We start from the raw sequence: 234 nt of genomic DNA, 5'->3' as shown, positions 1-234 counted from the left end.
GCCTTGGATAACTGAGCAGCCACCCGTTCCAAAAAGTGTTGTTCAGGGTTTTGCGGATAGAGTTTGCCGTATTTTTGCCATTGTTCTGGCTGAGTCTCTTGTACAAAACCGAGCAAGTCCTCTTCATACAGCGCCAGCTTGCGGTTATAGCCCGAGGGCTGACCAAGCAACCAGCCGTTAGCGATTAGCTGTTTGATGATGTCGTTTTGAAAAGTTGACTCGTTAGCTTTACCC

Annotated in this window: 1 protein-coding gene; it reads right to left on the bottom strand. The window is 48.3% G+C overall.

Annotated elements, in window-relative coordinates; translation table 11 throughout:
* A partial coding sequence (locus Q4563_RS22815) for a hypothetical protein (protein ID WP_303606173.1) occupies window positions 1-234 on the bottom strand: 234 nt, incomplete at both ends.

Source organism: Gilvimarinus sp. 1_MG-2023 (assembly GCF_030548285.1).
This window is presented reverse-complemented; position numbering and strand designations above follow the sequence as displayed.